Origin of the sequence: Schleiferilactobacillus harbinensis DSM 16991 (genome assembly GCF_000425885.1) — a bacterium.
GTDB classification, from domain to species: domain Bacteria; phylum Bacillota; class Bacilli; order Lactobacillales; family Lactobacillaceae; genus Schleiferilactobacillus; species Schleiferilactobacillus harbinensis.
The window spans coordinates 20,895-45,254 of the sequence record NZ_AUEH01000022.1; the positions used below are offsets into that span (position 1 = coordinate 20,895).

Below are 24,360 nucleotides of genomic sequence, written 5' to 3' on the forward strand. Positions count from 1 at the left end.
TCACTAAAATTCAGACGCTTTGCTCTGTCCGCACCTTACCCAAGCAAAAATACCAGAGCAGCTACCTCTTCGGTAATTGCTCTGGCAATCAATTCTCAATTTCAATTAATTTGACGCGGGATCGTATTCTGCTGCTCTGGCACGGCTTGGCTCCAGGCCACTGCCCGCAAGCGCTGGCCGAGGAAGAAAGCGGCAAGGCTGGCGGCGGTGAGTGAGTCGATGACATTGCCGGTCATGAAGGCACTGGCGAAAAATAGCGCCATGCCCAACAGGTAGCTGAAGTTCAGGAAGTTGAACTGACCGGGCGTACGGAAGAAGCGCCAGGCCAGCCACAGGCAGGCGATGATGAACGGCAGTTGGAAGATCAGCAGTCCGAGAATGCCTAGGGTATAGAACTGGTTCAGGAAGTCCCGTTCATAATTGAAGATGAAGTAAGTCATCCGGGTATAGGAGATCCCAAAGAGCAGCCGAATCGGCTTGGACATTTCCCGGGCAATAATGTTCACGTTGAATTTCTCTACTTGCCGGTAGTTGATCTGTTGGCCGCCGGGCCAATTCATTAGTTGGAACCAGTCTGCTGGGTAATGTTCCCAGGGGTTGGTGGCGGAGACGACATTGCCATACGTGGTCACGATGTTCAGCTGAGTGGCGACGAAATTGTGCTGCAAGCGCTGGGCGTCCTGCGGGTCATCTTTTATCGCCCGCTTGATCTGGTTCATCACCGGATTCTGGGACTTGCGCTGGGTAGTCGTCCGGGTCTCAGCGGCGGTGTTGGACCCGCCACGGGCCACGGCCGGCGAATAGGGGTAGAGGAAGCCGAAGACCAACATGCTGATGGTCACAAAGGACAGCAGCCCGGCATCCTGCCTACGGAAGTGCAGCTTATCGAAGAACAAGGCGGCGCCGGTCACCAAGATCAGAGAAGCAAGAAAACCGATAATTGCTGTCCGGGTCCCAATCATCAACGACGCCAGCAACTGCACAGCCACAAAACAGTATTTCCACCAGCGGGGCTGATTAATCAGATAGTAGATCATCAAGGCCGAAAACAGAGCCAGAATGGCCGAGGTGGTATTGGCAAACAGAAAGAACCCGTCCGAGGCCAGCCGGGTATAACCCAGCGGATTGACCGCGTTAAACCAATCGAAGATGTTGCCTTGGATCGACTCGGCCTTGTTGTAAGACGCGACGGCGATTTCCAGCAAATTGCTGAGAACAATGGTGCCGCTGAACAACAGGCCCACGACCCAGGTGATCCATTCCATAGTTTTCTCATAGACCGGCACCCGATAACTGATAATCAGGATCAAAATCGGGAAAAGGACCCGGATCACGTAGCCCAGTTCAGTGCTGATACTGTAATGGAATCCGTCGGTGACGCCAGCTAAAGCATGCCGCGTGAGGAACACGTGCAGGCCCAAATAACCCACGACCAGAACACCATAGGCAAAGAGCCCCCAGCCAAATTTATCCTTGCGCTCCATCCAAAGGAAGAGCAGCACCATCGCCAGTGTCCAAAGCACCCGCACAAATGTCGGAATCGTCACGGGGCCAAGGGTCGCCAAGCGGCCCTGATAGAAATAGATAATTTCCATGAAGGGTTGGATCAGAATATAGGCGATGAGCGCCCAATGGAGAATTTTACGTACGTTCACAATGCGCCCGCCTTTCTAATACCCATACTGAGAGAAGCTATCGCCAGGATAATACCGGCTCAGGGCCAAATCGCCGTGAATCTGGAACTGGCCGGTGACCGGGGCGCCAGTGATAGCCGCCACGGCCGTCAGGGTCACCGTATAGCGGCGCAAGCCCGTGAGGTTTGTACTCTCCGGGGCCAGGGTGTATTGCACCTTGCTGCTGATGTCCTGACCGTCCTGGGTGAGTTTCAATTCGGCCAAAGTTGGTTCGGCCTGATAGGCCAACACATGGAAGCTCAAAATTCGCTCGCCCGCCCGGTAATTTGGCTTTTTCCAGTTCAAAGAATCCGCCGCTTCAGCTCGAATCGTGGCCGACTGCATCCCCGGAGTCGGCTGAGACCGTTCTGTGCTAATGGTAACAGGAACGGTCGTCCCTGCGGCCGGCTTCAGCTGGGTAAAATCATTGCGTTTGGTTTTCTTCTTATTCGGTTTGTAGGCATAATCCACCATGATACCGATTTCTTTCGACGTCCGACTGTCGCCGATGATGCCGAAATTATTGCCGGTATAGCGGACATCGGTCTGCGCAGTATGCAGGGTGATCTTCGTGGAACCGCCCAGCATCCGGGCCGGGAACGGCAGCTGGATTTTGATCAGATCGCCGCTGCGCAGGTTGGCTGGAATATGCACTTCGCTGGTGAACAAAATCGGATTGACGGTCGCCGCAAAGATGCGGTAGCCCACCGCCGGATGCTTCTTGTTCTTCACTTTTTTAAAACTCAGATCCGGTTTCAGCAAAGCATTGCCGTCACTGGTCAGCACCGTGAGATTGCCGGTGGGGAAACGATAGGCATTCTTCTGCTTCAAGGTCGTATAAATGTGATTGCGGGCACTGTTGCTATTGTGGGTGGCCGCCAACCGGCCGGCTTTGAGCATGACTAAGAAGCCTACGCCCAACACCGCCATGGCCGCAACGGCGATACCCAACCGTTTCATGAATAATTTCACTACGATTCTCCTCGGCTAATTTTGCTTTTTTCGGCATATCTTGATGAGGGTATGCCCTCTTAATAGCATACCCTCATGATAGTATACCCTCTTAATAGCATGACATTATGATTCTATCAACGCCACCGGCCTGGCGCAAGTTAAGCGGTATTCCCACGCGTAGCAAAAACAGCCCCGAACCGGTTGGTTCAGAGCTGTCCTTTAAGATTTCTTAACGCTTAGTCTGCCGCAGCAGCGACCGGAGCGGCCTGTTGATTCTTGGCCGGATCTGGAATGAACTGGGGAATCGTGTCATCGATGAAGAAGACCTTATACCATACCAGGAAGGTATAGATGACCCATACCTTGCGGCGGCCGTCGATCTTGCCTTGGTAGTTGTCATCGATCAGCTGCAAGATGGCGTCTTGATCAAAGAATTCCTTGACCCAATCCTGAGCAAAGAGATTGCGGACTTCCTTGTAGAACTTCTCGGTCCGCAGCCAAGCGGCAACGGGTACCGGGAAACCGAGCTTGGGCCGGCTGGCCCATTCATTGGGTAAGTGGCGGTTAGCGGCTTCGCGCATGGCATACTTGGAGTCCTTGCTGTTCAGCAGGTACTTCGTGGGAATGCCGGCAGCCACCTTAGCCACTTCTTTATCCAGGAACGGCACCCGCAGCTCCATCGAGTTGGCCATGCTCAGCTTATCGGCCTTAAGTAAAATGTCGCCGGCCATGAATTGGTGCAGGTCCAAATACTGCATCTTCTTCACGTCATCGGTGTAAGAACGCACCCGTTTGTACTTATCCATGACCACATCATGCACTGGTTCGCTCTGCCGGAACGCCGGCTGCAGCAGCTTGTCGGACTCGTTTTCGTTGAAGATCCGAGCTTGGCCGATGAAGAATTCTTCAGCCGGAGCAGTCGCTGTGTACAATTGCAGGCGGCCGTGGAAGTTCGGCATTTTCTTTAAGCTGTGGGCCAGCTTGGTCTTCACACCCTTGGGCAGGCGGCGCAAACCGTCGGAGAAGGCCCGGATGATGTGGGACTTGGAATGGAACCCGTAGTCAGCATAGCCGGCAAACAACTCGTCAGCGCCTTCCCCGGACAAAATGACAGTGACGTCCTTGGACGCCAGCTTTGTCAGGAAGTACAGCGGCACGCAGGACGGATTGCCATCGGGCTCATCCAGATGATATTGGATTAGCGGGAAGTTGTTGAATGCCTCCTGGGCAGTCACCACGTCAGAGGTATTCTCCAAACCCAGCTTGTCTGCCAATTCCTTGGCAGCCGTCCCTTCATGGTATTTCTTGTCGTCGAAGCCGATGGAATACGTGTGCTCCGGCCGTAACAAGCTCGTGATGTAACTGGAATCGACCCCGCTGGACAGCAGTGAACCAACCGGTACATCGGAAATCCGATGGGCTTCCACGGATTCTTGGATGGACTTGTCAATGGCATCAATGGTGTCATTCAGGCTCAGGCTGTTCGCCTTGAATTCCATATCCCAATATTTCTTGATGTTCAAGTCGCCATCATGGTATGTGAAATAATGGCCTTCCGGGATGCGGTAAACATTTTTGAAGAACGTTTCATCCAAGCCGGAATACTGGAACGTCAGATACGGCTTGAGGGCTTTCTTATTTAATTCCTTCTTGAAATTCGGGTGCTTCAAAAACGCCTTGATTTCGCTGCCGACCATGAAGGTATCGCCGTCTTTATAATAGTACATGGGTTTGATGCCGAAGAAATCCCGGGCCCCGTAAAGGGTCTTGTTGTTGTCGTCCCAAATCAGGAAAGCAAACATCCCCCGGATTTTCTTCAATAACCCTTCCATGCCATATTCTTCATACCCATGGAGCAGGACTTCAGTATCGGAATGGGTGGTAAAAATATGGCCAGCCGCGATCAGGTCCTTGCGGATGCTGGCGTAGTTATATATTTCACCATTGAAGATGATCACCCGGCTGCGATCTTCGTTATAGATCGGCTGGGTGCCCCCCTTTAAGTCAATGATACTCAGGCGGCGGAAGCCGAGCGCCATCTGGTCGTTGATGTATTCCCCAGAGGAGTTTGGCCCCCGGTGTTTGATCATTTCCATCATGTCCTCGATGACCGGTTTCTTATCAAGGACGGTTTTATCGACAAAGCCGACGATTCCGCACATTTGGCAAAACTCCTTAATATATTCTTAAACTATCCCAATAACAATTTTTCGACTACCTACAAATTATAAGGACACTTGGTCTGATGTCAATCAGGAACCCTCTCAGCCCACTTTAAGCCTCAGGAAACCACATGGCAAATTGGCGCAAGGGGGTAGCCGCGCCATAGCCCAACACGGACAGCTGGCGGTTGGCCGGGTCGGCGACCAGCGTGTAGCCGGCATATTCACTGGGCTGGCCGTACTGCCGGTCCCAGCGGGCATTATACCCAGTGGTCAACTGGTGGCCGCGACCGCTGATGGCCGCACAATTCAGCAGCAAATAGCGAATATCGTGGTCCAAGAAAGTCTGTTCAATATGCCGGTGGCCGCAAACATAGGCGGTGATCCGGGCGTTGCGGATATGGGTGAAGTCAAAGGGCAGCGTAATTTGAAAATCCGGATTCTTGGCGTGATTGTCGATGTGCCCCTGGGCATGGAGATTGAACGCCCGAAACAGTTCGTGGACGGTCGGCCCGTTGTAATGCAGGCCATTTTGGTGGTTAGCTTTCAGGAGATTGCCGTGCCCGCAAACAATGATCGCCCGATCGTCAGACATTTGCAGAATCTGAATGATCTCGGCCAGTTGCGCTTCACGCACCGCCAGATTGAGTTTCACATCATATTGTTTAATGCCAAAACGATTCAAGCGGTAAGGAATGTCGCTGGTATTGATGAACAAAAAACGCACCGGCCCCACGTCCAGCCAGGCGACTCCATGGCGCTGACTGAAGCGCTGGAGTTGGGGTTGCCGGTAATCGGCGCGAAAAACAACGTCCGCAAAAGTAGTCTGCTGAAAACTCGCCCGGCGCGCGACTTGGTGCTCGTCGAACTTATCGTTATCGTCGTGGTTGCCTTTGGCGATGTAGAACGGCTTGCCCAAGTTCTGGTCCATGGCGGCGACAATGTCTTGCAGGTGCTGACGGGACATGTCCGGAGCTTCGCTGCCGTCGATCAAATCACCGAGATGGGCATAGGCGTCTACCCCCGGCTGGCTGGCCACGTCCGCGACGAATTCCTTGGTGTGCTGCAAACCGTTAACCCCATACAGAGTGGCGCTGAAGCCGGCTTTGTAGTGGGTGTCGGTAATCACGGCCAAGCTTGCTGTCTCTCCTGGCCGAGTAAGCTGGCTCAACTGGTTTTGGAATGGAACCAGTGCCTTAGCCACCCACGCACGCGGGGTCGTATCCAAATTAGGGGCTGGCACCTGCTGCTTTTTGTTCAAGAATGCCATCATGACGCTCCTTCCTCGTTTTCTTAATTCTATCACGGTCAACCAAAAAAGCCCTGGCCTCTGCCAGAGCTTTCTGAAAAAAGATAGATTTAAATGTTACCCAATCCGCCCCCGCAAAATAGCATGGGCGACTTCCTTGTCCTTGAAGCCATCATCGCCTTGGACGAAGACGTGGCCGCCATAACCCAGAACAACCACGGCAATGTCGTTCAGCAGGTTATTGGCGCGGGCTTCTTCGCTCTCGCGATCAACCGTGTGATCAAAGCCGATGGCACCGTGGGCCGATGCGCCGCGCTTAACCACCAGCGTGTCGATCCGGCCTTCGACTGCCGCCCGGGCGATGTCCGGCGTGGCAGAGCTGTAACGGTTGCCGGAACGGGCGTCGTCCAGAGCCTTTTGCAACTGGCCCTTGGCCATGGTCCGCAACTCCTGTTCCAAGTCGACGGCAATGTCATGCAGCACATCCTTGGTCAGCTTAGGCGGCATCTTCGCCACCCGCGGCTGATCCATCAGGACCCCGCTCTTGGAAATCTTGCGGTATTCGCCTTGGACTTCATCAACGGCCATTAAGATAACCCGGGCATGGGTCGGTACCGAAATGTTGGCCCGAACCCAGTCGTCAACCATCTTGAAGTAGCGTTCCTCATCGGCCCGATCGGCTTCTTCCTTAGGATCCCGGCCATGGAAGACGGAACTGCCTTTGGTGCCGCTGGACCGCTGCAAGTCGCTGCCGTTCTTCAATTCAGTTCCAATAGCGGCAGACCGTTTGGTCGGTGCCTTGTCTGGCAGATCCACTTCAGTGACATCGTGGCCATGAACGGAGAATACCCGGAAACTTTCTTTCTCCAAAGCCAACAGGTCGTAATTAATATTGTATTGATCATTCTCAATGATTGGTAAAACGTACAGGTTCTCAGTGATCTTCACTTCCGGATTCAACGGCAGGCGCATGAAGTATTGATACACGCGATCCGGTCCGGCAATGATGGCCATACTCGTATTAGTCCCACTAATGAGCTGGCGCTCAGCCAGGATCAAGGCAAACTTCTCACCATACGGACGCCATTCGGCATCTGGGAAGCGCTCGCCGAACTCGGTCTGGGCTTGGGAGACCAAGCTCTTGAACTGGGCCCGATCCTTCTCCATGGTGACATCTTCTGGATGCACCGGCATGAACAGTGAAACAAATGGGCCATGCACGCCTACATCTTGCACAAGTGCTTGCAGATCATCACGTAAACTCATAAAACCGCCCCTATCTATCACTTTTTTTGGGGAGCATCTGGTACTGCTTCCAATACCAGCATAACAGGTTTCACGCCGAGTGGCGAACGTTTTGACTGGGAAAATGGAGATTTCTGATCATTCAATCACTTGGTGGATCAACTCTGGCGCACTGGCTGCATCCCCGATGTGGATTGCGCCGGTAACCATATCCACAACATCCTGCCGCTGGGGTTCTTCAGCATAAATCGTGGCCAATAATTCACCATTCGCCACCGAGTCGCCGATTTTTTTGTGGAGCATCAAGCCGACCGCCGGATCCACGACATCGCCCTTCTTTTGCCGACCGCCGCCCAGGATCATGCTGGCGATCCCCAGCTGGTCGGTATCCATCCCGGTGACCACCCCGGCCTGGCCGCTCAGCACCTGAATCGCGTGCTTGGCCTGGGGCAGCTTAGTGGGATCGTCCACCACGCCGGCGTCGCCGTGCTGGGCGATGATCATTTCCTTAAATTTGGCGAGTGCGCTGCCGTCAGCCAATCTGGCTTCCAGGATATGCCAGGCGCCGCTCAAATCATCGGCCAATTCTGCCTGCATGAGCATATAACTGCCCAAGGTCAGGGTCAGTTCCCGGACATCCGCCGGCCCTTGATTGTTCAAAATATCGATGGATTCAGCGATTTCCAGCGCATTGCCAATGGCGTAACCCAGCGGCTGAGACATATCCGTGATCAGCGCAATGATCTTGATGCCGGCCAAATGACCAATACGCACCAAGGCCTGGGCCAGGGCCGCCGCCCGCGCTTCCGTCTTCATGAACGCCCCGTTGCCGGTCTTCACGTCGAGGACCAGGCCGTCGGTGCCGGACGCCAATTTCTTACTCATGATGGAACTGCTGATCAGCGGAATGGCCTCCACCGTCGCGGTCACGTCCCGCAGTGCATAAATCTTCTTATCCGCCGGCGCCAGGTTGCCCGTGGCACTGGTGATGGCCGTACCGATCTGGGTGACTTCGTTGATGAAGTCGGCCTCACTCAGGTCCACGTCAAATCCCGGAATGGCTTCCAGCTTGTCCAGTGTACCGCCGGTGTGGCCCAGGCCGCGGCCGGAAATCATCGGATTCTTTGCGCCGGCCGCCGCCACTAAAGGCGCCAACGGAATAGAAATCTTATCCCCCACGCCGCCGGTAGAGTGCTTATCGACCTTGATTCCCGGAATCGTGCTGAGATCCAGCACGTCCCCGGAATGCAGCATTGCGTCCGTTAAATAGCCAATCTCCACGGCCCTCATATCTTTGAAGTAAATCGCCATGAGCAGCGCGCTCATTTGGTAGTCCGGAATGTCCCCCCGGGTGTAGCCGGTGATCACAAAATCGATTTGCTCCTTCGTTAATGCCAAGCCATCCCGTTTGGCCTGGATAATGTCCACCATACGCATGATTTTTCCCCTTTTCTCTATCGAACTCTGCTGACTTCAGTATATCATCTCTCCGCAGTGGGAAAAGATTACGTCTTGCACAAAAAAGTACGTTCTTGAAAACGGGTCGGCAACGGCATTTACTCTTTAATTAGTATTTTTTGAGTGTTATATAAATATAGTTATAATAATTTCATCACTATGAATGCCCTTTCTGTGCTATACTAAAGGCACAAAAAATCAGGGGAGGAAGATAGAAATGTTAGGAGGACATATTTCCCACCATAATTCCCACTATATTTCCCATTTATTAAGTTCGGTCTTACTAGCTTTTTCACTATTATCGGGTTGGCTAAGCGTCTATAAAAGTCCGATAGTATTCGCTGCGGATGCCAGCCCAATTGTCGCTGATCCCGCCCACACGCAGGACTTTTTTTCGGCCTTTGGTGATGCTTCCGTACAACGGGCTGCTGATGGCAGCTGGTCGCAAGTGGTCTTAACGCCGGCCCAAGTCAACCAAGCTGGGGCCGTGACTTTGAACAACCGGCTAGATTTCAGCAAAAGCTTCAATTTAAAGTACTCCATGCTGCTGGGTAACAATGCCGGCCAAGGTGATGGTATCTCCTTTGCCCTATATCCGGGTCAACTCGGTGCAGTTGGTATGTTTGGCGGTAACATGGGGGTTGCCGGGCTGCCTAATGCATTGGGGTTTAAGTTTGATAATTACACCAACCAGGCTGATAACATGGTTACTAATGGGACCAATGTCGATACAGAGTTTGGCTTCGGAAAATGGGCCACTCAAGTCTCTAAACCAGGAACGCCTTCCTATGTTGCCGGTCAGATCAACCCTTACACTGATACGGTCAAATACGCTGAGCACCTGCGCCAAAATAACAGCAGCGGTGCGGTCTGGGGGACCGTGGACCAAAATCTGAACATATTCGCACCATATGGCTCATTTATTGAAACAAATGAGGCGGGTTACCTGAAAATCATGGATCATGATTCCAACCACCTTTTCCTCAGAAACAACGTAAAAGACACGCTCCCAAGTGTTCCAATAAACACGTTAGGAATCCCGGGCAAGGTGATCGATGGTCCTGCTCGGCTCACCACTGATCTAGCCGACGGTAAATGGCACAATGTGCAAATCGATTATCAAGTTGCTAACGGCATCGGCACATTCACTGTAAGTCTCTACCGCGATACCACTTATACCAATCTCAACAAATCTTGGACGGCATGGATCGATATTGCGGAAATGAAGAAGAAAACCAACAACAAGCCCTATTTTGCCCTCAATATTGCCGGTTCTAATGGATCCTCAACGGCTAATCAGGCTATCAGGAATCTCTATGCAGAATATACACCTGAACCAGGGGCCTTTACGACGCGGTTCGTGGACGAAAACGGGACGACAATCAAAGATGCCATTAACCAAGGAGGCTCCGATGATTTAGTGACGAGCGGCACCCAATTTACTGTTGACATTCCCGGAAAATATACACGTACCAAAGATGCATTAAAGGGTAATTACAAATTTGATTACGCTACTCTGGAGACCTATGACGGCTCTCCGACCATTCAGAAAGTGAAAGTTGACCCAACCATAAAAGGTGATAATTATACGTTCACGGATACTTACAAAGCCCCGTATCGGCGGCTCAACGTGTATTATAAAAAAATCGACTCATATCCTACGGTGGCGGCGAGTATCGCGGCTGGGCAGAAAAGCATTGCGAACGATACGGACACATTGGTCGTCGACCAGCCGAACACGCCGATTACGTATGAGTATACACTGGCTCTGCCGAAGTCTGCTCCGGATTCTTGGAACAAGGTCACCGTCCAGACCATGCTGCCGGCTGGTTTACTGCCAACTACGACCACTGCAATTGATCAAAACGGTAGCGTGATTCCGATCACTACCAGCCAAGAAAATGACGGCCACACTAAGGTGACGCTTGGGCCAATTGATCTGTTCGGTACCGCAGCGTTTTCCCAGCCCAACACAGTCAAAATTAAACTAACGCTTAACCCCATCATTCCACTGACCGGAGCGATTGAAACAACGGCTCAGGATACGTACAAGCAGGATATATCAACAACCCCGCAACCGCCGACCAGCTACTGGGAAAACCAGCCCCCAAAAACAATCAGACACATAGAAGTTAGCGGTACTCAGACAATTGCTCAAGAGCCCATTGAGATGAATGGCCGCAAAGAGAATCGTGTTGTCTTTAAAAATAGCCAGCTTCATCTGCCGGCCGGGGTAACTCAGGTGGACACCGCTGAACGGATTCAGTTACCCGACGGACTGCTGTCTAACGACATCACCATCACCAGAACAACTGTCGCCAATATGCTGCCGACAGTAGCGGCTGAGCTCACTGCCAGCGGCCAAAAGAAACTGACCGGCAGCGATTCAGTGCATGTGGGCGTGCTGTATTCTGGAAAAGATGCTAAGGGGATTACCTACTGGTGGGTGGTCGATTACGTTCTGTACGAGCCGCTTAACGTTTGGATGCCAAGCCAAGAATTGGCCCAGTCAGTGGCTAAGCAACTTAAAATCACCAGTGATACAGTGCTTCAAAAATCAATGATGAAGAATCTTCAGTCGTTTACCGATACTGCCTCAAAGTGGACGATCGCCCAGGATCCCACCGGCCTGGAATACGCAACCAGCTTGCAAACTTTCGATGCTCCTGGCACAAACGCTGCCGCCGAGCAGGTCAAGGACAGCTTCCGCCGCCTGCTCACGACATTTGCCACTGATCGCGGCCAGGCTGGTACACCGGCCGCAACGTTGACCACCCTGACCCTGTCCAACTATCCCAAGGAAGTGTTCATGCCCACCGCGCCGGCAACCAATCAGCTACCGGAGTTGCCGGCGCTGACAACCTTTACGGCTACCCAGGATGGACTGGAATCGGCACAACTGACTAGTCTTAATTCAAAGGACAGCGATCTCGCCGCTTTTCTAAGCCAGCCCGCCGCACCCAAGTTACAAAAGTTCGACATTTCCAACAACGAACCAGCAGTCGGGAATGCTAATCCAACTCGAATCCCTACCCGAATCATTGGTCCGGCGGCCATCGCTAAAATTGACCAGACCAACATGATCGTACCCGGCATCGCGCTGTCTGTTGCAGTAGACAAGGACGACCCGAATAAGATCACGATCACGTCCCCGAAAGACGGTAACGGAAACGCCATTGACTTGCGTACTAAACTAAGCACACTGGCCCTAGACTCCGGCGCAACCGTCCCGTTCACCGCCGCTGATGCAGCCAAAACAACCGTTGAGTTCTTTGACCAAGGCACCAGCAAGCCTTCGGACACCAACGCCGACTTGACCAAATTCATTGACAAACAGCACCCAGGCCAGTTGAATATCAGGTACCAGGACTATGCCGCTAATACCAAGAGCACAACCGGCACTGGTTACCTGCGCTTCAGTTACCCGAAGGACAATGCCACCTATTCTCTGTGGATGCCCACCACGATCACAGGGCAAACCGCCATCGCCGTCTCCGGCAGCCTCGACTTTGGCACACGTCGGCTCGCCGCTGGCGACTACCCGAATGATGGTCACGATGACATCGCCGGGACAAAACCTGCAGAGCCCGCAGTACCCATCAAGATTACGACCGTGTACAATCCAAAGTCCCAAGTCACTGTGCAAGTGACTCCGTTTGCAGCGGGATCCTCGACCGTCAACACGTTCATCCTCCGGTTAGGCAGCCACGACATCCCTGCGATTGGCGAAGGTGGCAGTACTGTCCTCCCTGAGTTGACCAACGACACAGGCTTGGCAGACACCCAGAACTACACCGCCGTACTTCATGTCCCTAATACCGCGGGCATCCTGACCGGCCAAAAGTATTCGGCGGACGTAACTTATACTCTTACTGACGGTCTATAAACGTGAAATATCCCCCGCCGCGTGTTATAGTTGTGCACAAACATGCAAGGGGGTCCCAACTGTGTCTGGCTTCAATGAAACCATTGCCCATCAGTTACCAAAAGTTGAATTACACTGTCATCTCGACGGATCGATTTCGATTCCAACGATTCGGGAAATTGCGGACATGCAGCATATTCCAATCCCGGCCACGGACGCGGAACTGGCGGAGAAAGTCATTGCGCCGGCTAATGTCCAATCCCTGGGCGAGTATTTGGAACGGTTCGATTTCATCGGCCCGTTGCTCCAAGTGCCCGAGGCGCTGACTTTGGCGGCCTTCGATGTGGCTGCCCAAGCAGCCCGGGAAAATGTCCGTTACTTGGAGGTCCGTTTTGCCCCGACCCTGTCCACCGACAAGAGCATGACCGAGGCGGATACGATCATCGCCGTAGCCAAAGGGCTGGAACGAGCGAAAACCGAACTGGGCATCACCACCCGGATTCTGGTCTGCGGCATGCGTCAGCAGCCGATTGACCGGGCCATTGCGGCTTTCACCGCGGCCAACAGCTTGCGGGACCGGGGCGTGGTCGGGGTGGACTTTGCCGGCGACGAAGCCCATTTTCCGCCGCGGACGATGCAGCCGGCCGTTGACTACGCCGCTGCCCATCAGATTCCATTGACGTTCCATGCCGGCGAATGCGGCTGTGTGGAGAATGTCGTGGAGGCCATCAAGCTGGGGGCGAAGCGGATTGGCCACGGCACGGCAATCCATGGTCACGCCGATGCACTGGCCCTGGCGCACGCGCAAAATACCCTGTTCGAGATCTGTCTGACGTCGAACCTGCAAACCAAAGCGGCAGTGGACATCACCCATTTCCATTACCGGGATCTGGTGGCAGCGAATGTACCCTTCAACATCAGTACCGACAACCGCACGGTGTCCCACACCAACCTGACCCGGGAATACATGCTGTTCCATCAAGAGTTTGGCCTGGAAGCTGCTGATTTCCAACGCAGCAATCTGATTTCCATGGCCCATGCTTTCGCGGACCAAGCCACGATCGATGCAGTGACCAAAGAATTGAAAGCAGACTATGCCCAGCTGGCATTGCCCGCACGTTAACCGGATGGACCTATGCTAAAAGACCGCCGAGAAAATCCAATGTTGGACTTTCTCGGCGGCCTTTCTTATTTCTATAATTAAACCGTGGCGGTCTGCTGCTGCCAATCGGCCAGCGTTTTGGCCGACAGCGCAATGGAAACAACGGCGTCGCTCTTGACGTTGTCCGCGAACAAATCAAAGCCATGGACCCCGGCGACGGCACCCAGCACTTCCAGTGCATACATCAGGATCTGACAATCCCGGCGCGGCGCGTAACCATCCTGGTAAACGTCCTCGTGGTTGTAGGTGAAGCGGATCTGATTCTCCGGCAGGGTGCCGTCTACGTGGTTCACCATCAGCCGATCGTGTACTTCACCGACTAAGGCTTTGCCGCCATCCAGATCCAGGTCATGGCTGGAGCCGTCCTCGTAATACTTTTCCTGGGTCATCTCCAAATAAGTCGCCACCGGCCGCGGCAGGACCTTCAGGGCATCTAATAACGCGTAAATTTTGTCTGTATCTAGCGCCGTGTTCTTACCCACGATATCGTCCACATGGTCTTCCAGCCAGTCAGCCATTTCACTGATTGCAGTTGCTTCCATTCGTTATCCACTCCTCGTTACACTTTCTTAAAAACCATTATACCGCAACCGACTCCTTGCTGCCCCCGGGATAAAAGTGTAAGCAAACTTTACATCCCGTTCTTGAAAACTAGCGTTATTTTACATTCTGGTTACATCCGGGTAGCTTTTTCATCCGGCCCACGCTACGCCCACGGGCCACAGCATAATTCCGTCATATTTTACAACTGTATTTTGCAATCTTTCTTCTTGCTTCCATCACTGGTAACTTATAAAATATAAGTGGATAGAGAAATGACGAGGCATGTTACCGGAAAGGAAGCGGTCCCTATGCCAACTGTGAATAATAGACTATTGCCCATCGTGGATTATCGCGGCCGTCCTCTCAATTTGCAGCCCTACGTCACCTACACGATGCACTTAAAGAATGGGTACATCGTTGCCCTGACCGCCGACCAGCGGGTCGAGCGGGTTCCGAATCTGCTGAACGGTACCACTTACTAAGCCAAGTATAAAACAGCGTTGGTTCTGATTTTCATCAGAGACCAGCGCTGTTATTTTCTGTATTCAGATCATGGTTTCGCCATCCGCCGTTCCCGGTGCAGCGGTGCTGCCGCCGGCTGCAGATTCGGCGGGACTGGCGCGGTACGCGCAGCGGCTTGAGCCATTTGCACATTGCGCTGGGGCAGAAACGACATGCCCACCACCGTCATGATGATCAGTAAAATGCCCAACAATTCGGCAATGCTGAAGTGCCGGTTAAACATCACCACGGAAAGGATTGCCGCGCCGAGGGGTTCGAAGGAATCCAGGACACTGACCACCGTGGCATTGGTAAAACGCAGACTGCCCAAGTACATCGCATAGGCAATCACTGTCCCAAAAATCAGGATAAAGAGATAGGCCAGCAAGCCCGGCGTGCTGAGATGCGGGATCCATTCCTGAGCCGGCACGGTCGGGGCCATGGCGATGCCGCCAATGAGCATGGACCAGCCCACCGTGGAAATCGCGCCGAACTCGCGGATCAAGTTCCGCGGTCCCAGGGTATACACCGCTGCCGCAAAGGCGGCGGCAATCCCCCAGAACAAGCCCACGGGCGTCACAGCCAAATGGCCGATGTGTCCCCGCGTGACGATCAAGTAGGTCCCCAGAATCGCCAGGACCACAGCACTCATGTCAATACGAGACGGCAATTTGTGTTCGGCAAAAGCCAAATACACGACTACCAGAATAGGCGACATGAACTGGAGAATCGTCGCGGTGGCCGCGTCAGACACGGCAATGGCCTGGTAGTAAATAAACTGCATGGACACCATGCCGACAGCGGTGAAAGCCAGCAAAGCGAGAATCGTGTGCCAGCTGCGCCAAATGCCGAGCATCTTGTCTTTCTGGGTCAAAAAGCCCCCAGCGACTACGATGATGCCAGCCAGAATCATCTTCGACGCAATGAGCCAGTGCACAGACACATGGTCCGTGGCAAACAATAACTGCGACATCGGGCCGGAAACACCCCACATCATGGCGGCGGCTCCGGCTAATAAAATCCCATATTGACTTTTCTTCATGATTTTCCCTGATTACTTCGGCGTTCTCGCCGCTTCTTTCTTCGCTGCGCGGGCTTCATCCTGGGCCTTGGCGTAGCCGGACTTGACGACCAGGACGTCGCATAACGCATGACGATTGACATATTCCGTGACGGAACCGACCAGCAGCCGTTCGACGGCGTTCAAACCGGTGGCGCCAATCATGATCAGGTCATTGTGGTGATCCTCCAAGAAGTCCTTGGCAATGACCGTCTTGGGGTTGCCGAACCGCACGTGGATCGCGACGTCGGTGAACCCGTCCTCTTCTTTCAGCTTATCCGCAATATTCTGTAAGTAATTTTGCGCATCCTCGGACAATTGATAGATCGTATCTTCGGTGATCATACCGCCGTAGCTGCCAACGAATTGCTTCGTATCCAGTACGTGCAGGAGATCGACATGGGCATGGTTCAGCTGGGCAACGGCCACGGCTTTATTGAGCGCCCGCTCGGACTCTGCAGAACCGTCCAAGGGGACTAAAATGTTGTGATATTCTTGTGCCATTTTTCTCCCATCCTTTCCAACTTCACTTTAGCATAGAACACCGGTAAAAGGGGCGCAAGCAGTTTATTTTTCTGCCATTTGGCGGCGCTGCTCAAAGCGGGTCACGAGTTCACTGCCGGCAACCTTCAATCCGCGCCGCCAGACCCCGCTGCGCTCACTGCCCATCAAGCCGGTGACCCGGGTCAAATAGATATCGGCAAACAGCTCGCTGAGGCCGGGATCCGGCGTGTGGTCGGGCTGCAGGGCCAGCACGATCGGCACCTGATGGGCCTGGGCAACCCGGGCCAGCGGCACCACGCCGCTCATCAAGCCCATCACCGGCGTTAAGACCGGCGCCGCGGTGATCACCAAATCTGCTTGGGCCAGCACCGGCATAAAGCCGACCTGTTCCCCCAGCCAGGGGGCAAAATCCACCGGCTGACGGGCACCGACGGCCAGCAGGGCGCCGCCGATCCCGCCGCCTGCACCGCTTCCCGGTACATCCCGAATGGGGATATGACAAGTATCAGCCAACAACTGCTGAGCCGCCGCCAATTGCCGATTCAGTTCCCTTTGCTGGGCCGCGGTGAAATGATGATGCGCCGCCAATAACCCGACAAAGCCCTGCTTTCCGGTATACGTAAAGTAATTGTCGGTCATGATCGTGAGATCCACTTTGCGCAGCAAAAGCGCTGGCCGGCTGGCGTCGATGCCCTGCATCACCAATAACGGATTGCGGCCGCTGCCCACGTCTTGGCCCTGATCATCACCGATCACGGCCCCCAGCGCCTGCAGCATGCCGATCCCGCCGTCGCAAATCATGCGCTTGCCGATAATTAAGACAATATGCGGCATGCCAGCAATCATCAAATGCAGCAGCGCCTCGCCCAAGCCAAAACTGGTGGCATTATATACTTCGTCGGCCGTCCCCTCATTGAGCCCCGGAAATAACCAATCCGTCTCCACATAGGCCGTCCGCTGACTGCCTTCCCCCACTACTAAATAGGTTAAGCGGGTGGGCTGCCAAAACGCATCCACCACCGGGGTCTCCTGAAATTCACCGCCCAGGGCCCGCTGCAGTGCATGCAATGTCCGCCCTGCCGGCGGGAACGCCCAAACATCCACTTCCGCTAATGGTGCTGCCGTTTGCACCCCATCCGCCAGCAATTGACTCGTCATCACCCCGTCAATCGTCTTGGCAAACGCATCCGCTGCCACAATAATTCGCACTGCCGTCACATCCCCCTATTCCACCCACTCAGAAATAACTATCCCTATTGTACCTTGTCGCGAAAACGACTGCTATCCATGCTAAACTGGAGATATAACAAAACGTTAGAAAGTGGGTCAGCAGACATGGAGAAACGCGTCTTGCCAATTACAAGTGGGTTCAATTATCGGGAGTTGGGGGGCTACCCCGCCGTTGATGGAAAAACGGTGAAATTCAATAAATTAGTCCGCTCAGCTGGGCTGGATACGCTCAGTCCTGACGATCAGCAATTTCTCTACGATTACGGTGTCCGGTTGGACATGGATTTTCGCTCAACGGAGGAAAGAAAAAATCAGCCGGATAAAGTACCCGCCGGGGTACGCTACGATTTCAACCCCGTCTTGGCGGAAGATGAAACCCAGAACTCAAAAACGGCCGCCCAGTTGCAGGCGATGATGCGTGAGGATCCGGGAAACGGCTACCAGCACATGCTCCAGGTTTACCGGGACATGGTCCAAACCACCCACGCCCAGGACGCGTACAAGCATTTCTTCGATGCCCTGCTGGATAACGAAAAAGACGGTGAAGCCGTCCTGTTCCACTGTGCGGCCGGCAAGGACCGTACTGGCATGGGCGCTTTCTTTTTCCTCAGCGCCCTGGGCGTCCCTGATGACATCATCACCCAGGACTACTTATTGACTAACGAGACCAGCAAGAACCGCGTTGCTGAAGTACTGGCCGAGGTACGCAAGAATGGCGGGAATGAAACGATGGTCACGAACATTAAGGCGCTCTTCACCGTCAGCACCGACTATCTCGCCACCGCCCGCCACGCCATCAAGAATATGAGCGGCGACGTGCAGCATTACCTGCGGGATGTCTTGACCCTAGGTGACGACGACATCCGCGACTTGCAGCGGATATACCTGACGAAGTAAGGCAGGAAGGAGGCGCAGGCCATGCACGCCGACTTAAAACAGCAAATCATTGCCGCCAGTCAAACGATTGGTATCGATAAAATTGGTTTCACCACCGCCGCGCCCTTCACCGACCTGAAGCCCAGTCTGGTAGCCCAACGGGAAAAGGGCTATAACAGCGGCTTTGAACACCAAAATATCGACGAACGGGTCTATCCGGACAAGATCTTCAACCAGCCCCGCTCGATCATTGCCATCGCCCTGGCCTATCCCACTCGGATGCACCAGCGTGCGCCCCGCAGCGAGTATAAACGCGGCTATTTTGCCCGCGCCTCGTGGGGCACTGATTACCACACGATCCTGCGCGCGAAGATGACCCAGCTAATTGAGAAAATTCGGCAGTTGGCCGGCGATGATGCCAGCATTGCCTTCAAACCGATGGTGGACACCGGCGAGTTAGTCGATGTGGCCGTGGCCCAGCGGGCTGGCTTGGGTTTCATTGGCAAAAACGGTCTGCTGATCACCAAAGAATTCGGCTCCTGGGTCTATCTGGGCGAGATCATCACCAACATCGATTTCCCGCCGGATACGCCGATTCCTTGCCAATGCGGGGAGTGCACTCGTTGTATTGACTTCTGCCCGCCCTCAGCGCTGCTGGGCGATGGCCATCTCAACGCCCAGCGCTGCCTATCCTTTCAGACCCAAACCAAGGGGATGATGCCGGCCGAGTTCCGGCCGATGATCCGTAACGTGATCTACGGCTGCGATATCTGCCAACTGGTCTGTCCGTTCAATAAGGGTAAAGACACCCATTTCCACCCGGACATGGAACCCGATCCTGAGGCGGTCAGTCCGGAACTTGTGCCGCTGCTGGACATTTCGAACAAGCAATTCAAAGAGAAATTCGGTGCGCTGGCGGGCGCGTGGCGGGGCAAGAAACCGCTGCAGCGCAACGCCATCATTGCTTTGGCCAATATGCACGATCGCAGCGCGGTGCCGAAGCTGCTGGAAGTGATCGACAAGGATCCGCGCCCCGTGATCCGGGGCACGGCGGCTTGGGCGGTGGGTCACTTATTGAAAAATCAGAACGCTGAAATCAGCGCATTTCTCACCACTGCCTTAGCCAAAGAAACTGACGCGGATGCTCAGGCCGAATTCCAGCAGGCGCTGCGCGCCATCGCGGCATTGCCCGCTTAATACTGTATTTGGGGAAGGAAATTTTTACTATGAAACTCTATCAAGCATTGACCCAGGTCACCGTGGATGACGCGATGATCGATGACGTCACCAATTTCAAGATCACCACGGAATTACAGACGCCGCTGCATTTCACGCCGCGCCAGATTTATCACTACATCGACTCGGTGCTGAAACCCGGCGCGCACCATGATGAGAATAACCTGCGTTTCGTCACCGATGCATCCTTTATCGCGGCAAATTATGACTATCAGAAAAACGACTTCACGGCCAACGCCAAAGCGTTTGACGATAAAGTCGCGTTTGCCCAGCGGATCACGCTGGATCTGAACCGGCACTGCAGTGTGAATGTGTATCCGGAGAAGAAAGAATTTCAGATCATTTTTGTGGATTAATGGCTAAATCAGCAAGGCCGTACCAGCATCCCCACGAGGGATGCTGGTGCGGCCTTTTTTCTTCAATAATTAAACACCGTCAATCGCTGGTGTACCAGCAGCCACAGCGTCGCCAATGCCAACAGCACGACCCCCACAGCAGCGGTGGCGACGATAAACAGTGTTGTGTACGACGTGGCGTCGATCACCGCCCCGCCAAACAACGGCCCCAATGCCCGGCCGGCAGAGGCCCAGGCATTCACCATGCCTTGATAGCGTCCTTTCAAATCCAATGGTGTCAGATCGTTGACCAGAGCGGGAATCGCCGGGAAAGCAGTGGCCTCGCCCATGGTCAGGACCGTCATCGCCAGGACGAACCAGGCATAGCTCTTGGCAAAAATCAAGACAACAAAGGATAAAGCGACCATCGTGATGCCGAAGAAAACTTGATAGATCAAATACTTGCCACTGTGCGACAACGTATTCAGCAGAATCTGAATACCCACGATCAAGCCGGCATTCAGCGTCCACAACATACTGTAGCGGCTCAGCGGAATGCCGAGATCGGTCATGTAAACGGAAAGGTTAGATACCCATTGCTGATACATGGTCCAAATGATCAATAACGCCGCAAAGAAGGCGATCAGGACAATGCGATTCCATTTGGGCAGCCGAAGCGGCTGCGGGTCTCCTGCACTCTCTGCCCGGCGAACCCGGACGGCCCGGTGACCCACTGGCCGATAAGTGAAAAATACCAGGGCGAAAAAGAAGGCAAACAAGGCAGCAGCAATGGCGAACAGCAGCGTTACACTGATGTGGTAAACATAACCGACAATGGCTGTGCCGGCGACCACACCCAAGTTTTGGGCAAAATACAGCATGTTGAACACATACCGGCCGTCATACCGGCGAATTCCGGTGCCGATGGCGTTGACCAGGGTCAGGTTCCAGCCGGAGGTGATGCCCAGAACAAACAGCAAGACGGCAAACATCGGCCAGCCGTGATGCAAGGCCAGCACGACCAGGGTGACAAAGGCTGTCCCCACGCCGCTCAACAGCAGCCAGTAAGGATTAGCTTTATCATAGGCCATTCCCGCCACGTAACTGCCGGCCACACTGGCCAAGGAATTCAGCAGGAGCACGACGCCCACAGTGGTCAGCGAAATGCCCAACCGATTATGCAAATAAATGCTAGTCAACGGCCAAATAAAACTCATTCCGATGCTGCTCAGCAGCGATCCCGTCAGCAGCCAGCGGAGTTTCAATTCTTGCATGGGTCCACCCCTTCAGAAATATTGCGATACTGCTATTTTTACCAGAAAGGAAACGGGAATACAATGTCCGCGGCCAGTTTCTGGTAGAATGAAAGTACATTTAGCACTGATTAACCGGGGCACGGCCCCGCTGAGGAGTTTAAAATCGTGACCTTATTAAGTGCCGTTGTACCTTGCTATAATTCGGAAGACTACATGGATCGCTGTATTGACGCTTTGTTAACAGGCGGACCGCAGGTGGAGATCATCATCGTGGATGACGGGTCCACCGATCGGACCGGAGCAATCGCTGATGATTATGCGGCCCGCTTCCCGGAAAGTATTCGCGTCATTCACCAGCCCAATGGCGGCCACGGGGCGGCAATCAATGCGGGCGTGCGAGCCGCTCAGGGTAAGTATTTCAAAGTGGTCGACAGCGACGATTGGCTGGACCCGGCGGCCCTGCAAAAAGTCTTGGCCGAGTTAGCTGCGAACACGTTCGACATGCTGATTTTCAATTATGTCTATGACAAAGTCGGCAAAAAGCACAAGCGGGTGATGCAGTTCCGCCGGGCACTGCCCCAGAACCGGCAATTTACCTGGCAGGACGTTAAGCTGCAGCCGGGCAAATATATCCTGATGCACTCCGTTATTTTCCGCACCGCCATTCTTCAAGACATGCATCTAACCTTGCCCCGGCATACGTTCTACGTGGATAACCTGTTTGTTTTTGAACCCCTGCCCCATGTCCGGACCATGCGCTATCTAGACGTTGATTTATATCATTACTTCATTGGCCGGGCGGATCAGTCGGTGAATGAAAAGGTGATGGTCAAACGGATCGAACAGCAGCTGCGAGTCAATCGCGCCATGATCACCTATTATGCTGACTTGCACCTGACCGATCCCCACCTGGCCCGCTACATGCAGTCCTACGTCGGCATTGTGACGGGAATTTCGTCCATTGTTTTGCTGAACGAGGGCTCCATGGCCAGTCTGACTCAGCGTCATGCCCTGTGGCAGTTCATGGCCCGGGCGGATCCGGCCTTATATCGCAAGGTCCGGCACAGCTTGGTGGGCTGGGGTGTGACCCTGCCCGGCCGGGTCGGTCGGCGGATGTCGTTGGCGGTCTACCATATGCTGCAACGTTTCTACAGCTTTAATTAGGGAGCAGAAAGTCATGAAATTATTGGTTGTGGGGAGCGGTCTGTTCGGGGCCGTCGTGGCCCGGGAACGGGCCCTGGCGGGGGATCAGGTCACGGTGATCGAAAAGCGGGACCACATCGCCGGCAATATTTATACAGAAGACATGGCGGGGATTCAAGTCCATCGCTATGGCGCCCATATTTTTCATACTAACTCAGAGCGCGTGTGGCAGTATGTCCAGCAATTTGCCACCTTCAATCGATTCACGAATCAGGTCATCGCCAACTATCATGACCGGTTATTCAACTTGCCGTTTAACATGAATACCTTCCATCAAATGTGGGGCGTGACGACCCCGATTGAGGCCCAGGCGAAGATTGCCGAGCAGCAGCAAGCTGGTGCCACCCGCCGGCCGCACAATCTGGAGGAACAGGCCATCGCCCTGGTGGGCACAGACATCTACGAGACGCTGATCAAGGAATACACGGCCAAACAATGGGGCCGGGCACCCATTGATCTGCCCGCGTTTATCATCCGCCGTCTGCCAGTCCGCTTTACCTATGACAACAACTACTTTAGTGACATCCATCAAGGGATCCCCGTGGGCGGCTACACGCAGATCGTGGCCAAGATGCTGAAACTGCCCACGATCAGCGTTCAGCTCAACACGGATTTTCTGACCAAGAAAGCGGCTTATCTGGCGGACTATGACCGGATCGTTTATTCTGGAATGATCGATGCCTTTTTCGATTATCAATTCGGCGCGTTGGGTTACCGCAGTCTCCGCTTTGCGACGGAGCTGCTGGATACGCCGAACTTCCAGGGCAACGCGGTAATCAATTATACTGACGCGGAGACGCCTTACACCCGAATTATCGAGCATAAGCATTTCGAATTTGGTGCCGGCAACCGCCAGCAAACGGTGATCACCCGGGAATATCCAGCAATCTGGACGCCGGGGGCGGAGCCCTACTATCCGATCAATGATCCCGAGAACGATGCGTTGTTCCAGCAGTACCGCCAGTATGCAGCCACGGCGGCCCCCAAGGTGATTTTTGGCGGCCGGCTGGGAGCGTATCGATATTACAACATGGACCAGGTGATCGCGGCGGCGTTGCAAGTGGCGCGGAATGAGCAGCTTTTCAAGTAACCGCTAAGCAAAAAAGTTGACGTAAGTAACCGCTTTCTGCTATTCTGCGACTAGTGCCCGGATCAAATCCCTGTATACGCGCAGTGCTCCCCCTCTTGGGCCGCCTCAAGCGCAAGGCCCCCAAGCAATGGACAGGATCGTATCCTTTCAGTAGGAACGACCCTGTTTTTGTTCAAAAATAAGAAAGCGGTAGACTACTGGCAAACAGTCTCGCCAAGGAGTCCTGCCGATGCCTCATAAACAAAGAAACCATTGGTTGTCAGTGATCCTAGTCAACGTGATCATTTTGATCCTGATGCACTTATTCTGGCCGGTCCGCATTCTGGTCACGATCATGTCAGTGATCGTGGTGCTGATCGTACTTTATGTGGTCGTGCAATTCATCATCGCCATGGTCACCTATCATCCGAAGAAAGAACCGAAGCAATAAGTAAAAGGCGTGTCCCCGTTGTTAACGCCGGCGGTAAAATGTAGGAAATTGCCGATTAAGAAATGTCGGATTTCCTGCATTTTTTAGTACACTTAAACGCATACTGAATTTGGAGGAATCCCATATGCGTTTAGATGTTGAGCACTGCGTCCACCAGCACCTGATGAATAAAATTAAACCTAACTTTGCCGAGATTGCCCGGCGATTCGATACCGACCCACGAACGGTCAAACGATACTACGAACAAAGCCTCAACCCAGCTGCCAAGCCACCAGAAAAACTGAAACGGCCCAGTAAATTAGATCCGTTCAAAGGGCTCATCCGAGAG

20 protein-coding genes and 1 pseudogene are annotated in these 24,360 nt (G+C 53.7%); 10 read left to right on the forward strand and 11 right to left on the reverse strand.

Translation table 11 applies throughout. From position 1 onward, the window contains the following. Window positions 1–101 precede the first annotated feature (101 nt). The 6 genes from H627_RS0108110 to H627_RS0108135 all read right to left on the reverse strand — a co-directional run bounded on the left by H627_RS0108110 (window position 102) and on the right by H627_RS0108135 (window position 8,720). A complete protein-coding gene (locus tag H627_RS0108110; protein WP_027828553.1) occupies window positions 102–1,655 on the reverse strand; it encodes an O-antigen ligase family protein in 1,554 nt (517 codons plus the stop codon). Window positions 1,656–1,670: 15 nt separating this feature from the next. Beyond that, the gene (locus H627_RS0108115) at window positions 1,671–2,645 is read right to left on the reverse strand and encodes a hypothetical protein (protein WP_027828554.1); all 975 of its coding nucleotides are present in this window, start codon (window positions 2,643–2,645) and stop codon (window positions 1,671–1,673) included. 218 nt (window positions 2,646–2,863) lie between these two features. Further along, on the reverse strand, window positions 2,864–4,789 hold the full coding sequence (gene asnB / locus H627_RS0108120) for an asparagine synthase (glutamine-hydrolyzing) (RefSeq protein ID WP_027828555.1): 1,926 nt from the start codon (window positions 4,787–4,789) through the stop codon (window positions 2,864–2,866). Window positions 4,790–4,901: 112 nt separating this feature from the next. Next, window positions 4,902–6,062 (reverse strand): metallophosphoesterase family protein, encoded by a 1,161-nt coding sequence (locus H627_RS17550; RefSeq protein WP_051225291.1) that lies wholly within the window; start codon window positions 6,060–6,062, stop codon window positions 4,902–4,904. A gap of 93 nt (window positions 6,063–6,155) precedes the next feature. After that, window positions 6,156–7,304 (reverse strand): baeRF6 domain-containing protein, encoded by a 1,149-nt coding sequence (locus H627_RS17555; RefSeq protein WP_035440376.1) that lies wholly within the window; start codon window positions 7,302–7,304, stop codon window positions 6,156–6,158. 117 nt (window positions 7,305–7,421) lie between these two features. After that, the gene (locus H627_RS0108135; protein WP_027828556.1) at window positions 7,422–8,720 is read right to left on the reverse strand and encodes a pyrimidine-nucleoside phosphorylase; all 1,299 of its coding nucleotides are present in this window, start codon (window positions 8,718–8,720) and stop codon (window positions 7,422–7,424) included. Between the two features lie 238 nt (window positions 8,721–8,958). On the opposite strand from H627_RS0108135, the gene H627_RS0108140 reads away from it, so the two are divergent. Next, window positions 8,959–12,627 (forward strand): lectin-like domain-containing protein, encoded by a 3,669-nt coding sequence (locus H627_RS0108140; protein ID WP_027828557.1) that lies wholly within the window; start codon window positions 8,959–8,961, stop codon window positions 12,625–12,627. A 61-nt stretch (window positions 12,628–12,688) separates the two neighbouring features. Next, a complete protein-coding gene (gene add / locus H627_RS0108145; RefSeq protein ID WP_027828558.1) occupies window positions 12,689–13,729 on the forward strand; it encodes an adenosine deaminase in 1,041 nt (346 codons plus the stop codon). 77 nt (window positions 13,730–13,806) lie between these two features. Here the strand turns inward: add and H627_RS0108150 are convergent, their stop codons facing one another. After that, window positions 13,807–14,310, reverse strand: coding sequence for a hypothetical protein (locus tag H627_RS0108150; RefSeq protein ID WP_027828559.1), 504 nt, complete (start codon window positions 14,308–14,310; stop codon window positions 13,807–13,809). Window positions 14,311–14,619: 309 nt separating this feature from the next. On the opposite strand from H627_RS0108150, the gene H627_RS20420 reads away from it, so the two are divergent. After that, window positions 14,620–14,793, forward strand: coding sequence for a hypothetical protein (locus tag H627_RS20420; protein WP_169449871.1), 174 nt, complete (start codon window positions 14,620–14,622; stop codon window positions 14,791–14,793). Window positions 14,794–14,861: 68 nt separating this feature from the next. Here the strand turns inward: H627_RS20420 and H627_RS17560 are convergent, their stop codons facing one another. The 3 genes from H627_RS17560 to H627_RS0108170 form a co-directional block, all read right to left on the reverse strand. Further along, on the reverse strand, window positions 14,862–15,854 hold the full coding sequence (locus tag H627_RS17560) for an EamA family transporter (protein WP_051225292.1): 993 nt from the start codon (window positions 15,852–15,854) through the stop codon (window positions 14,862–14,864). 12 nt (window positions 15,855–15,866) lie between these two features. Beyond that, a complete protein-coding gene (locus H627_RS0108165) occupies window positions 15,867–16,376 on the reverse strand; it encodes a universal stress protein (RefSeq protein ID WP_027828560.1) in 510 nt (169 codons plus the stop codon). Window positions 16,377–16,439: 63 nt separating this feature from the next. After that, the gene (locus H627_RS0108170; protein ID WP_027828561.1) at window positions 16,440–17,585 is read right to left on the reverse strand and encodes a glycerate kinase; all 1,146 of its coding nucleotides are present in this window, start codon (window positions 17,583–17,585) and stop codon (window positions 16,440–16,442) included. 141 nt (window positions 17,586–17,726) lie between these two features. On the opposite strand from H627_RS0108170, the gene H627_RS0108175 reads away from it, so the two are divergent. The 3 genes from H627_RS0108175 to H627_RS0108185 are packed head-to-tail and all read left to right on the forward strand — an operon-like array spanning window position 17,727 to window position 20,074. Next, the gene (locus tag H627_RS0108175) at window positions 17,727–18,503 is read left to right on the forward strand and encodes a tyrosine-protein phosphatase (protein ID WP_226999179.1); all 777 of its coding nucleotides are present in this window, start codon (window positions 17,727–17,729) and stop codon (window positions 18,501–18,503) included. A gap of 21 nt (window positions 18,504–18,524) precedes the next feature. Then, window positions 18,525–19,679: a tRNA epoxyqueuosine(34) reductase QueG gene (gene queG / locus H627_RS0108180; RefSeq protein WP_027828563.1), complete on the forward strand. Its 1,155-nt coding sequence runs from the start codon at window positions 18,525–18,527 to the stop codon at window positions 19,677–19,679. Between the two features lie 29 nt (window positions 19,680–19,708). Then, window positions 19,709–20,074 carry a hypothetical protein gene (locus H627_RS0108185; protein WP_027828564.1) on the forward strand — a complete coding sequence of 122 codons (366 nt, stop codon included), beginning with the start codon at window positions 19,709–19,711 and terminating at the stop codon, window positions 20,072–20,074. A 62-nt stretch (window positions 20,075–20,136) separates the two neighbouring features. Here the strand turns inward: H627_RS0108185 and H627_RS0108190 are convergent, their stop codons facing one another. Then, window positions 20,137–21,327, reverse strand: coding sequence for an MFS transporter (locus tag H627_RS0108190; protein ID WP_027828565.1), 1,191 nt, complete (start codon window positions 21,325–21,327; stop codon window positions 20,137–20,139). 144 nt (window positions 21,328–21,471) lie between these two features. On the opposite strand from H627_RS0108190, the gene H627_RS0108195 reads away from it, so the two are divergent. From H627_RS0108195 to H627_RS0108210, 4 genes and pseudogenes are all read left to right on the forward strand, one after another. Continuing rightward, the gene (locus H627_RS0108195) at window positions 21,472–22,473 is read left to right on the forward strand and encodes a glycosyltransferase family 2 protein (protein WP_258457338.1); all 1,002 of its coding nucleotides are present in this window, start codon (window positions 21,472–21,474) and stop codon (window positions 22,471–22,473) included. A gap of 13 nt (window positions 22,474–22,486) precedes the next feature. After that, on the forward strand, window positions 22,487–23,602 hold the full coding sequence (gene glf / locus H627_RS0108200) for a UDP-galactopyranose mutase (protein WP_027828567.1): 1,116 nt from the start codon (window positions 22,487–22,489) through the stop codon (window positions 23,600–23,602). A 229-nt stretch (window positions 23,603–23,831) separates the two neighbouring features. Further along, entirely contained in the window at window positions 23,832–24,032 is a 201-nt protein-coding gene (locus H627_RS0108205) for a hypothetical protein (RefSeq protein WP_027828568.1), read from the forward strand. 124 nt (window positions 24,033–24,156) lie between these two features. After that, window positions 24,157–24,360 (forward strand): annotated as a pseudogene (locus tag H627_RS0108210) (IS21 family transposase); the annotation flags it as partial.

Coding starts and splice junctions, on each gene's coding strand:
- queG (WP_027828563.1), top strand. CDS start 18,525: ATGCACGCCGACTTAAAACAGCAAATCATTGCCGCCAGTCAAACGATT.
- H627_RS20420 (WP_169449871.1), top strand. CDS start 14,620: ATGCCAACTGTGAATAATAGACTATTGCCCATCGTGGATTATCGCGGC.
- H627_RS0108190 (WP_027828565.1), bottom strand. CDS start 21,327: ATGCAAGAATTGAAACTCCGCTGGCTGCTGACGGGATCGCTGCTGAGC.
- glf (WP_027828567.1), top strand. CDS start 22,487: ATGAAATTATTGGTTGTGGGGAGCGGTCTGTTCGGGGCCGTCGTGGCC.
- H627_RS17560 (WP_051225292.1), bottom strand. CDS start 15,854: ATGAAGAAAAGTCAATATGGGATTTTATTAGCCGGAGCCGCCGCCATG.
- H627_RS0108205 (WP_027828568.1), top strand. CDS start 23,832: ATGCCTCATAAACAAAGAAACCATTGGTTGTCAGTGATCCTAGTCAAC.
- H627_RS17555 (WP_035440376.1), bottom strand. CDS start 7,304: ATGAGTTTACGTGATGATCTGCAAGCACTTGTGCAAGATGTAGGCGTG.
- asnB (WP_027828555.1), bottom strand. CDS start 4,789: ATGTGCGGAATCGTCGGCTTTGTCGATAAAACCGTCCTTGATAAGAAA.
- H627_RS0108150 (WP_027828559.1), bottom strand. CDS start 14,310: ATGGAAGCAACTGCAATCAGTGAAATGGCTGACTGGCTGGAAGACCAT.
- H627_RS0108165 (WP_027828560.1), bottom strand. CDS start 16,376: ATGGCACAAGAATATCACAACATTTTAGTCCCCTTGGACGGTTCTGCA.
- H627_RS0108135 (WP_027828556.1), bottom strand. CDS start 8,720: ATGCGTATGGTGGACATTATCCAGGCCAAACGGGATGGCTTGGCATTA.
- H627_RS17550 (WP_051225291.1), bottom strand. CDS start 6,062: ATGATGGCATTCTTGAACAAAAAGCAGCAGGTGCCAGCCCCTAATTTG.
- H627_RS0108140 (WP_027828557.1), top strand. CDS start 8,959: ATGTTAGGAGGACATATTTCCCACCATAATTCCCACTATATTTCCCAT.
- H627_RS0108185 (WP_027828564.1), top strand. CDS start 19,709: ATGAAACTCTATCAAGCATTGACCCAGGTCACCGTGGATGACGCGATG.